Source organism: Lacrimispora struthionigena, assembly GCF_048627165.1.
Classification (GTDB): domain Bacteria; phylum Bacillota; class Clostridia; order Lachnospirales; family Lachnospiraceae; genus Lacrimispora.
On record NZ_JBMBWP010000002.1, the window covers coordinates 1,962,142 to 1,974,427 of the forward strand.

Annotated in this window: 10 protein-coding genes; all 10 read right to left on the reverse strand. The window is 32.2% G+C overall.

All coding sequences use genetic code 11. The annotated features are described in order from the left end of the window. Positions 1–153: 153 nt before the first annotated feature. Positions 154–1,575, reverse strand: coding sequence for an MBOAT family O-acyltransferase (locus ACOAOT_RS18215; RefSeq protein ID WP_420218264.1), 1,422 nt, complete (start codon positions 1,573–1,575; stop codon positions 154–156). Positions 1,576–1,602: 27 nt separating this feature from the next. Then, positions 1,603–2,736 carry an alginate O-acetyltransferase AlgX-related protein gene (locus tag ACOAOT_RS18220; protein ID WP_420218265.1) on the reverse strand — a complete coding sequence of 378 codons (1,134 nt, stop codon included), beginning with the start codon at positions 2,734–2,736 and terminating at the stop codon, positions 1,603–1,605. 315 nt (positions 2,737–3,051) lie between these two features. Continuing rightward, on the reverse strand, positions 3,052–5,862 hold the full coding sequence (locus tag ACOAOT_RS18225; protein ID WP_420218266.1) for a glycosyltransferase: 2,811 nt from the start codon (positions 5,860–5,862) through the stop codon (positions 3,052–3,054). 105 nt (positions 5,863–5,967) lie between these two features. Next, positions 5,968–6,993, reverse strand: coding sequence for a GDP-mannose 4,6-dehydratase (gmd, locus tag ACOAOT_RS18230; RefSeq protein WP_420218267.1), 1,026 nt, complete (start codon positions 6,991–6,993; stop codon positions 5,968–5,970). Between the two features lie 19 nt (positions 6,994–7,012). Next, positions 7,013–8,083, reverse strand: coding sequence for a mannose-1-phosphate guanylyltransferase (locus tag ACOAOT_RS18235; protein ID WP_420218268.1), 1,071 nt, complete (start codon positions 8,081–8,083; stop codon positions 7,013–7,015). A gap of 88 nt (positions 8,084–8,171) precedes the next feature. Continuing rightward, positions 8,172–9,101, reverse strand: a complete 930-nt coding sequence (locus ACOAOT_RS18240; RefSeq protein ID WP_420218269.1) for an NAD-dependent epimerase/dehydratase family protein — start codon at positions 9,099–9,101, stop codon at positions 8,172–8,174. Between the two features lie 15 nt (positions 9,102–9,116). Then, the gene (locus tag ACOAOT_RS18245; protein ID WP_420218270.1) at positions 9,117–9,857 is read right to left on the reverse strand and encodes an ABC transporter ATP-binding protein; all 741 of its coding nucleotides are present in this window, start codon (positions 9,855–9,857) and stop codon (positions 9,117–9,119) included. Beyond that, the gene (locus tag ACOAOT_RS18250) at positions 9,857–10,633 is read right to left on the reverse strand and encodes an ABC transporter permease (protein WP_420218271.1); all 777 of its coding nucleotides are present in this window, start codon (positions 10,631–10,633) and stop codon (positions 9,857–9,859) included. Before ACOAOT_RS18250 ends, ACOAOT_RS18245 begins: the two co-directional genes overlap by 1 nt. 1 nt (position 10,634) lies before the next feature. Further along, on the reverse strand, positions 10,635–11,105 hold the full coding sequence (locus tag ACOAOT_RS18255; protein WP_420218272.1) for a hypothetical protein: 471 nt from the start codon (positions 11,103–11,105) through the stop codon (positions 10,635–10,637). An 18-nt stretch (positions 11,106–11,123) separates the two neighbouring features. Then, positions 11,124–12,272 carry a glycosyltransferase family 4 protein gene (locus tag ACOAOT_RS18260; RefSeq protein ID WP_420218273.1) on the reverse strand — a complete coding sequence of 383 codons (1,149 nt, stop codon included), beginning with the start codon at positions 12,270–12,272 and terminating at the stop codon, positions 11,124–11,126. Positions 12,273–12,286: the final 14 nt, after the last annotated feature.

The window sequence follows — 12,286 nt, forward strand, 5'->3', positions numbered from 1 at the left end:
TTCTCAGCTCTCTTTCCTTATAATTTTTTAGTTATTAACCGTTAATAATTATTATTTACTTAATACCCAAATATCTTATTCTATACAGCTAAATTATTATCAACATTAATTTTGATTTTATACCCAGAACATTTTCCAAACAAGTTTATTACTTTAAAATCTAAAATAAATAAATGGATTGAATTTTGATCCTACCACAAATATTATTGAAACAATAAATAAAAATAAATAGTTTATATCCACTAAAATTATTCCTAAGCTATTTACCATTGTCCCCTGAATCCAACTTTTAATTCTGCTTTTTATTAAGGGAACGACAGGAGTACTAAGAACAACCCCAAGGATGATAATAAAAATTGTAAAAGAGTCTAAATCAAGATAAAAATATTCCATATGTTGCATATCAAACACAAACATCTTCTTTATGTATCTTAATGCCTCTCCTATTGTATTTGCTCTAAAAAGCACCCAGCCGATCATAAAAACAAGTGTTGTATAGACATGTCCAAAAAATTTTGGCATCCTACCCAGTAATTTATTAAGCCCCATACGCTCAACTATCAAAAATGCCCCATGATATAGTCCCCAAACAATAAAATTTAAAGCGGCTCCATGCCATAAACCGGTACAAAAAAACACAATTATATTGTTGATATAAGTCCTCCTAGTGCCTTTTCTATTACCCCCTAATGGTATGTATAAATAATCCTTAAACCATGTAGATAATGAAATATGCCATCTTCGCCAAAACTCTTGTATTGATTTTGATATATATGGATAGTTGAAATTTTCAAGAAAATGAAATCCAAATATTCTACCCATTCCAATAGCCATATCAGAATAGCCAGAAAAATCAAAAAATATTTGCAAAGAATAAGAGATAATGCCCAACCATGCTAATGGTGTGTTTAAATATGGTGATGTAAATGCAACATCTGCAAATTTAGCGGCAAAATTAGCCAAAAAAACCTTTTTGGCTAATCCAATGATAAAACGTTTTAAACCAAACCTTATATCTTCTATACTTATTCTTCGTTCATTAATTTCATTCTCAATATCGATATAACGGACAATAGGGCCTGCTATTAGTTGAGGAAATAGCATAATATATAATCCTAAATTAACAAACTTACTCTGTGACTTAACGTCTTTTCGATATACATCAATAATATAAGACATTATTTGGAAAGTAAAAAACGAAATTCCAATTGGCAGAGGAATGGTAGGGACACTTATAGTAAAGTCAGCATCTACAAATCTAATAACATGAGTAATTAAATTTAATATAAAATTAAAATATTTAAAAAAGCCAAGTATTCCTAAGTTGAAAACAATAGATAATACAACTAACTTTTTAGGATTCTTACAATCATCTTTATCGATTAACTTTGCAAAAAAATAATTTACTATAATTGAATAAAACATTAATAGTGTATATTGAACCCCTCCCCATGAATAAAAGATAAGTGAAGAAGCAAATAACCAGAAATTTCTATACTTGGGGTTAATTAAAAAATATACAACTAATACTATTGGAAAAAATAATAATAGAAAAAATGGTGAAGCAAATACCATTTCTTTAATACCTCCTTCTATAATATATTAATTTTTCATTAGATATTCGGATAGTGCTTGAACAAAGTCAATATGTGACTGTGGTAATTCGCACGCATTATTTTCTATTATAATAAGATCCGATTGATCTACAATTTCTTCAAAATTCATTTCATTAACCGCAACACCAGGCTGCATACTTTCATAATATGTTCTTTCTACATCTGGATACAATTTATCTTGAAATTGTGTATATTGACTTCGCCAATAATATTTAAAAGGAATATCACTTTTTCCAAACAAGTTCATTATGCTACGGCTAAAACTGGTCGACATTGAAAACACTCGAAGATTTGGTTCTTCTCCTTCTTTCAATTTTATATCTGAAGTATAGTAATCATCAGCATAGTTAGATTTATACAAATTCAAAAGTGCTAAATAATCCGCTTCGTCTAATTCAGGCTTTGCGATTTTATTATATGACAATTTAATAAAAGGAGTATTGAAAATAGTATTATTTTTTATAAACTTTAATAACTCTAAAGTAGCATTCGAGGATGCATATTGGCTCCAATGAATTCCGGTCCGATAAAAAACAGGATACTCTCCTTCTGCTTTTAATCTTAGCATCAAATCCGTATAATCAATATATTTAACACCATAATCTTCTAAATTGGTATTTAATTCCAATCTTATATTTGCTGTTTGATTTAGAGAATCATAAGCTGCCCTATAATTCCATGGTAAATCCTCTGGCAAAATTTCCGCTTTACTCGGCGTTATTATATATATTAAATCCTTTCCTCTTGCTTCTAATCTGTCCTGTATAAATTTCAAGTTCCGGGCATAATTATCAACTTGTGTTTTATCCAGTGTTCCAATAAGTGATTGCCTAGTAAAATATTCGCCAAAAAGATCGCCATTTTTTCCAGCCTTAACCCCATTTACAATACTGTGAGTATTAAACATAACTTCGTCGTACATCTTTACAATATAAGTTCTAAACGGAAAATTATCAGAAAACCAATTAGAATATTCTGTCTGGTATTTTCCATTCATAATAGTTTTAAACTCTCTCTTTGGTTTTTCATTATACTCAACTACACCATTTAATGTTGTCTGAGGTATTATTCCACTGAAGAAAAAGATTGCAAAAATCAACATTATTGAAATACTTATCATTGAAAAAAGATATTTCCACTTTATCATAATATTATTCAAGATTATTTTCTAATCTTATTACTCCTTATTGTAAGTTTACATATTTATTAATTATTACTTCTTACCAGTAACACTTTTTATAATAATAACAATGATAGAAGCTTTATATCAAATTTATTAATATATAACTTCTATCATCTTTAATTATACTGATTGACTAATCAAAAAGATAAATAACTTGATAAAACGGTCATGTGACTTATGCAATGGTAAGAACTTATTCAATGTCTACTATTATAATTTCTTTCAATTCCTTATAAATATTTTTATTTGTATTTACTGTTCGTTGACTATCTCATCTAATAGATTACAAACTTGATCTGCACATTCTTCCCACGAAATTGACTGCCATTCCCTTGCTATCTTTTGTTCACGATTCATTAATTCTGTTCTATTTACAGAATAAAATAATATCTTTTCAGCCCACTTCATTGTATCTATCGGATTAACATAATCAATAAAATCCTGACCTATTTCTCGTAATGGATCAACATCTGATGCAATACAGAATTTACCATAATTTAAACTTTCTGGTAAAGTTAGACTCCAGCCTTCATATAAGCTTGCTAAAACAGTAAACAAACAGTTTCTATATAAAACATCCATTTCATCATCGCTTGGTGAGACCACGATAATTTTATTTTTAACCCGCTCATCTTTATTAAGTATTTTTATAAAATCTTCTGTTTTCCAACCTGGATAACCCGCAAAAACCATCTGTGGTACTTCATGATTTTTTTGTTCGAGCATTTTCAGATAAGCTTTATATAGCGTCTCATGATTTTTTCTCATTTCAATAGATCCAACTGTGAGTGTATACGGTCCATTTATACCTAAATTTTCAAGTACTTTAACATCATTTACTTCCTTTACTGAGTTTTTCACAATATTACTTCCAAATTTAATCGCAAACCCTGGTTTAACTTTTAGATTATTATTGCGGAAATACGCTTCTGCGTCTCGCTTTGCAGTATCTCCGCCATAAAATATGAAATCACATAATTCACTTGTATTTTTTAAAAATGGAATATAAGATTCTATTGTCTTTTCCATATGCACCTGCGGATATAAAATGGGCGTTAAATCATAGATGAGCTGTATAAACTTAAAACCTATTTCCTTTTTAGCTTTAATTATAGAAGGATACTGTTCTTGAAGATAGCCTGTACCTGTTGTAAAAATAACGTCTCCCTTATTAAATGGAAAGGCATTTACACTCAGTCCATCAGAGCTTATACACTCAGGTTTTAATCCTTTTTTTTGCATTTTACGTTTAACTTCTAATCCAAATTCAATATAAGACTGTTGTAATTTAGCTGGTAATATGCTACAAATCAACCAGAATGGACCAACTGTTTGCTGAATTTCTGTCTTAATACTATCATTTTTTTCATTATAGCTTTCTGATGTTAAACTCGCTAAATACGGCCGTAAATGATTAAATGAAGTTTCAATATCAACACTATCGAACAGCGGCGCTAAAGTACATTTATCAATATTAATGCAACCGTCTTTTGTTAGAACAACAAACTTAATATCTGGTCTTATACGTGATAAAAAGCGAGCAATGATCAACTGTGTTCTTAATATTCCACTGACAAAAGCGCCACTATGACTCAGTGTCCATGCCAACGTCATATCCATATAGATATCAGTTGTACTTTTCACTTTTTTCTCATCCCATAACAAAAACAACTTCTCTTCTATTGTTTTAGCACATTCATTCCAGGTTATAACTTTCCATTTATCTTTAATCTTCTTTTCAAATTCTTTTACCGATTCAGGATTTCGATAAAAATAAATAATTCTTTCTGCCCAAGCCCTAGCATCCAGTGGATCCACAAATTCAGTTATTCCTTTTCCAATTTCAATTAGCGGATCTACATTAGAAGAAATACATAATTTTCCATATCCTAATGCTTCAGGTAATGTTAAACTCCAACCTTCATACAAACTAGGTAAAAGTGTAAAAAGACAATTTTGGTATAATAAATCCAGTTCTTCATCCGTAGGGCGTATCATTATTATTTTACCTTTTAGCCTAGGATCTTTTTTTACACAATCAACTAAATTATTTTGTATCAGTGCCCCTCCAATAATAACAAATTGAGGAATTTCTTGTGCATTATACTTTTCTAGCATTAAAATATATGCACGATATATAGTATCATAGTTTTTTCTTGGTTCAATAGAACCAACAGCCATTATATACTTTTCTTCAATACCAAGTTTTTTAAATATTTGCTCTTTATTCCCCTTATCTAAAATCTTAACGATTTCTGAACCAAACTTAATTGGATATCCTTTAGGAGCTGGAAGATTATTATCTCTTAAATACTTTTCAGTATCTCTTTGTGCCGTAGCTCCTCCATATAATATCATGTCACAGTTATTTGCTATCCAATTAATATACTTATCAAATGAATTCTCGCCATATAAGTGCGCCGTTCCTTCTTTCACAAGAATTATATCATATACCAAATAAACAAGACTGATATTGTTCTTTTCACTTTTTAATTTTGAAAACAAAAACTCCTTATCTGTACCAAACCAACCACAACAAAAGATAATATCATTTTCTCCATATGGATGACAAAATTTTTTTACCGCTTCCACTTCTATCTTCTTTTTAGTAAGTTTTTTTATTAAGACACGTAATCTAGAAGCAAACGATACCGGCAGATATATTAAGCCAAATGTCACCTTCAGAATCGGCCTTATAGCAGGTGATTTTCTTGCTATATATAATCTTCCCGCCTCCTTTAATCGTTCCCGCCTACTATCTGAAAAAGAGTATGCATTATCTAATCCGATAGGATTTTGTAAAACTTTCTGTTTCTGCTTAGAAGATATATTGTTTCTACCCATAGCAGTTAGATATGCATCTGCAACACTATCAGCATTCCATAACCACTCTAACTTATCAGATGTAACTTCTATGAAACAACCATTATTACAAATACTAAACCTTATATTTTTATAGTTCTTTTTAAGATTATATGCAATTTCTAATTCTGCTCGAATAATGCCAACAACGCCCCCGCGCCATGCCTGCATACTATTCGTTAAATCCATCCAAATATCCATTGAATTTCTCCTCTACCTAAACATTCTTTTATCCATAAAATGGTTCTACACTCAGAAGAGAAATAATCCATTACTTCTACCTCTAAAATAGAACCATTTTATTAATTAATATTTATTTAAATTATTTTTAACAAATCCCAAATCATTTTCAACCATTCTCTTAACTAAGTTATCAAAGTCAATTTTGCGTCTCCACTCAAGCACCGATTCAGCTTTTTTAGGATTTCCTAATAATACTTCCACCTCTGCAGGTCTAAAGAATTTCGAATTAACTTTTACTACTATCTTTCCGGTACTTTTATCAATGCCTACTTCTTCTATACCAGTTCCTTGCCATTCTATATCCATATTTGCATAATGAAAAGCTTTCTCCACAAATTCGCGAACAGTACGGGTTTCATTCGTAGCAATAACATAATCATCTGGAGTTTCCTGCTGGAGCATTAACCACATAGCGTGAACATAATCCTGTGAATGTCCCCAATCACGTTTACTATCCATATTACCTAACTCCAGGCAATCCTGTAAACCAAACTTGATCCGGGCAACTGCATTCGTAATCTTACGTGTAACAAACTCTTTACCTCTTCGCTCACTTTCATGATTAAAGAGAATACCACTGCAAGCATACATATTATAGCTTTCACGATAATTCTTAGTAATCCAATGACCATAAACCTTAGCAACACCATAAGGACTTCTTGGATAAAATGGCGTATTTTCTGTCTGCGGCATTTCTTGAACCAAACCAAACATCTCACTGGTAGATGCCTGATAAAACCGGGCTGCTGGTTTAACAATCCTAATAGCCTCAAGTATGTTAGTTACACCAATTCCGTCAATATCTGCAGTTGCAAGAGGCTGTTCCCAGCTGGTTGCCACAAAAGACTGAGCTGCCAGATTATAAACTTCATCTGCTTGTGAAATCTTCATTGCATTTATTAATGAAATAGGATCTGTCATATCAGCATAAATGAAATTAATCTTTTCCTTTATATGTTCAACATTGCCATAATCAACAACGCTTTTTCTTCTCATAATACCGTAAACATTATACCCTTTTTCAAGCAACAGCTCTGCAAGATAAGAACCATCCTGTCCAGTTATACCAGTTATTAATGCTGTTTTCATAATCAATCTCCTTTGATCTCTATAAGTATTCATTTCTATTACAGATTTTCAGATTTTCCAGTACCTTCTTTATATCGCCTGCACTGTCTTTATCACATATCAGGGTAGCATCCTCAGTATCTACAATTACTAAATCTTTCAGGCCGACCGCTGCTATTAACTTTTTATCGCCTTCAATAATACAATTCTTAGTATCAATTGTAATTATATTACCACTTACTACATTGCCAAATTCATTTGTTTTTCTAATTCTCTCTACAGCCAGCCACGATCCAACATCATCCCAGCCGAATGTTCCCGGTAACGTATATATATTACTAGCCTTTTCCATAATTCCATAATCAACAGATTCTGAACGGAAATCCAAAAACGCTTTTTCTAATACCAAATCTTCGTGTTCGGAACCAATTGCATTCTTTATTTCATTCAGCCCGCTGAATATATCTGGAAGATATTCTTTGAATTTAGAAAGGATAGTCGATACTTTCCAAACAAACATTCCGCTATTCCACAGATACTCTTCAGAAGCAATATATTCTTTAGCAGTCTCTAAGTTTGGCTTCTCAACAAAACAATCAACCTCAAACGCATGACCGTCGCATTTATCTCCATTAAACTTTATATAACCATATCCGGTCTCCGGATAGTCAGGGGTAATTCCGATTGTAACTAAATTTTCATCTTGCTCAGCTTTTTCAGCTGCATCTTTAAGCGTATTAATAAACATTCCATTGTACTTTATTAAATGATCCGACGGTAATACAAACATTATTGCATCTTCATATTTGCTTGCTATATGTACAGCCCCCAGCCCAATGCAGGGCGCCGTATTTCTTCCGACAGGTTCACAAAGTATATTTTTTTCAGGTATCTCTGGCAGCTGCTTTTTTACAAGTTCCTTATATTCCCTATTTGTAGCAATATAAATATCTGCCATATCAACAACAGGAAGAATTCTTTCAATGGTTAATTGAATCATTGTCTTTCCATCATTGGTTAAAGATAAGAATTGCTTTGGCATTTCCCGTCTACTCTTCGGCCAGAAACGTTCGCCTCTACCGCCGGCCATAATAAGTGCCGTTCTTTTCATAGTAATTACCTCACAACTTTCCTAACATTGTCAATTATTTATCTTAATATAAATTATACGTTTAAATATGCCTTTTGGCAACATGAAATCAAATACATTTTTTGTCTGACTCATTACAATAATTATGATACATTCTGTTCAAAATATCATGTATACTATTACCGTTATATTTCTCTTCCCCAAGAAATTCAAGCATTCTTTCATTTGAGCCAACCAATCTCCAAACTTCATTTTTCCTAACAAGATTGTTTGATATCTGTATTTCCGGTGTATAGCCAGAGATCTCTTTTAACATATCAATAATATTAGTTCCGCTGGTAGCTATTCCAGAGCAGATATTAAGTTTATTGATGTCAATCTTTGATCTTAATAACAATTCCATAAGCACATTAACGCAGTATTCAACATTGACATAATCTCTTTCAGATCCAATATTTCCCAACTTGATTGATTCCTGCCTGTATGCAAAAGCGCGCACTAATTTGGGTAAAAAGAAATTATGGTTCTGACCATAACCTACTATATTAAATGGGCGAACAATTTTAATGTCCAGTTTATCTGTATATAGCCTGCTCATATATTCCATCACCATTTTACTGTAGGAATAATGATTTACAGGCTCATACGGCATATCTTCATAATAATACAGATCCTTTTGATTTCCGTAAATACCTGCGGTGCTAACCAAAACGACTCTAGTTCCTGATTCGCAGGCATTATATATTGCTTCTAACAAATTCTCTGTGACACTTATATTGGTGTTGTAAATTTCTGATATATTTCCGAATGTAACTGCAGCTATAGCTGCCAAATGAAGAACAGCGTCAGGTTTGTATTCTTCAATCACTTTCACTAATTCATCCTTATTGTTAAGGTCTGCTAACACAGCTTTCGCATTCTCCTGTAAATCAGACTCTTTTCTAACAATAGCCAGGTAATCATTCCCTCTTGCCAGTATTTCTTTGCAGCAATATCTCCCGATAAATCCAGTAGCACCAGTAATCAATATCTTCTTCACAATGTCACTTCCATTCTACTTATTCTGCATGTATTCAAGATACATCTTATGCACTTCTTTTGGTTCTCCTTTCATCTGAATCAACCCCTCTTTGATCCAGATCGACTCCTCACATATCTCTTCAATCTGATTTAAAGAATGAGATACAATTACAATAGTCGTTCCATTTCGCTTTATTTCTTTTAATCTCTCAAAGCATTTATTCTGAAACGCAACATCTCCAACCGCCAGAATTTCATCAATTAGCAAAATATCTGCATCTACATGGATAGCTACAGAAAACGCCAGACGCATATACATACCCGAAGAATATGTTCGTATTGGGTTGTCAATATGATCTCCCAACTCAGAAAACTCTATGATTGATTCTAATTTCTGATTAATTTCTGCTCTTGATAATCCAAAGATTGAGGCATTAATATAAATATTCTCTCTGCCACTCATGTCCGGATGAAACCCTGCACCTAATTCAATTAAGCTGGACACTCTCCCAAGCATTTCTATCTTTCCACTATCTGGATACATGATCTTAGTCAATAATTTCAATGTAGTACTTTTACCGCAGCCATTCTGTCCGATAAGACCGATACCCGTACCTTTTTTAACTGAAAAGCTAATTCCCTTTAGTACCTCTCTCCTTTCGTATTTTCTCCGATTACGAAATAATACCTTTTCTTTTAATGTAGAACCTTTATCTAAATAAACTTTAAATGATTTGGTTACATTAGTAACCTCTATAGAATTCTCCTGATTCATTACAGTTCCTCCGCAAAACGCTTTGACAATTTATGAAATACAAACAGGCTAATTAACATCAACCCTACACCCATCAATACGGCATTAAGCAATGTTGATACTTGTGGAACCTGTTTATAATACAATATATCTCTATATGCAGTTAATATGGAGGTCATTGGATTAAGCAGGAAAATAGGTCTGATTTCTTCTGGAACCTGATCAATTGAATATATAACCGGGGATAAAAACTGCCATGCCATTGTAATGATACCGAGAATATATTCTGTATCTCTTAAATATACTGTTATAGCTGATACCAGCATAGCCATGCCAAGCGCCAGTATATATTCTATTATCATAATTAGTGGCAGAAAAGTTACCGCCAGTAAATCGATACCCTTGTCGCTAATTATCAGGATAGGTATTACAACAACAAATGATAATAACATATTAACAAATTGACTTGTTACAAATGCTAAAGGCAGAACCTGTCTGGGAAAATAAATCTTTTTTACCATTTCTTTTTGGGTCATTATACAGGTTGCTCCGCCAGATACACAGGTACTGAAAAATATCCAGGGAATTAACGCTACAAACAAAAATAAATAATAATCTTTAATACCGTTTCTCATTATTACAGAAAATACAAGCGTATAGACACCTAATTGTAATAAAGGATTTAAAAATGTCCATAAGAAACCTAAGACAGAACCTTTATACCGTCCCTTTAAATCTCTTCTTACTAAACTAAAAATCATTTCTCTATACACGTATAATTCATTCATCAATTTCATATCACTTAACCTCTACAGTCACCGGTATTGTAAGAACACCTTTTTCAGAAAACCATTGTGTATTTGATTCAAGAACGTCAATATAATAGATATAAACTCCTGCCTCATCAGGAATATTCAGGGTAACATTACAGGTTCCCTCTTCATTATTAAAAATATCTTCAATATTAGATAATTGATTATCCCATGCAATTAATTTTTGCTCTTTATTTTCATCTACCCCATAAAGATGATAACCAATATTAATATTATTGCGGGAAGAAATTAAACGATTGGACTTGTTTTTAATAGTAATTGGTACAAAAAGTTCTCTATTAGCATCTTTCGAAGATACTTCATAACTCACCTGGCTAGCACTCGTAAATATTCTGTACGGATGATTGTTCATTTTTACACTAATAATACTAAGTGTAAAAACGTATATAAAAAGCAATATGCTAACTAAAATACTATATTTTTTCATTTTTTTCATTTAGATTCTACCTCTATTTTATTGCATATTTTCATAGACTGATCGCAGCAGCTCTGCAGAACCTTTCCATGTAAATTCTTTTGCTCTTTTAAGACCTTTTTCTATTAATCGCTCTCTTTGCTCTAAATTATTAATAATCTCAAACATAGCCTCGCTTAGATCTTCAGCAGAGAAGGGATCAATCAGGTATCCGGCATCCTGCACCACTTCAGGAAGGGAGGATACGTTAGAGGTTATGATAGGGACTCCGCATGCCATAGCTTCTAATGGCGGCATGCCAAACCCCTCATAAATTGAAGGAAAGACAAAGGCTAAAGCGCCTTTTAATAAAGTTACTGCCTCTTCAGCTTTGATATATCCTGTAAATATAACACTTTCATTTATTTTATAGTCGTTTACCTTTTTGTACACATTGTCGTAATTCCAGCCATTTTTACCCGCAATAACTAACTTGGGAAGCAGTGTATCACGCTTATGTAAAGCTGCATATGCATCTATTAACCTTTCAATATTCTTCCTTGGTTCTAATGTTCCCAAATATAAAAAATAATCCTGGTCTATATTAAATTTGTTCTTAATTACAGTAAGCAGATCCAAATCTATAATATTATTGTAAACACTATGATCTACAGCACAAGGTACAACAGCAATCTTTTCACTGGGAATGCCCAGATATTTAATAATTTCCTGCTTACTAAATTCCGAGATCGTTATAATACGGTCTGCCCGTCTGCATGACTCCGCCAGGTTCTCGTTCAGCATCCTTAAAGTTTTCTCTCCAATAGTTTCAGGATATACTTTATATGCCATATCATAGACATATAAGGCCGTCTTTCCTTTAACGCCTGGTGGAAGTACATAATTGAAAAATTGGGTGACATCTGCCTCTTCACGAAAAAACAATTTATATGGTAGGCGCAAATAGCGATTTAATCTATTATATAATACACTATGAAACCATTTACACTTATTTATATTAACTTTATGATTTGATAAATAATGGTCAATTATTTCTTCTCTTTTATTTTCTTCTAACATCCTAAAATAATTCAATACAATATCATCAATATCAAGTTGTATATAATTACTTATAATAGCTTCTGAATTTCTTCCTATCCCTGTCTTTTGCCTTTCAAACAATATTTGAGAATCAAATGCTATCTTCATTTTCTCTCCTATTC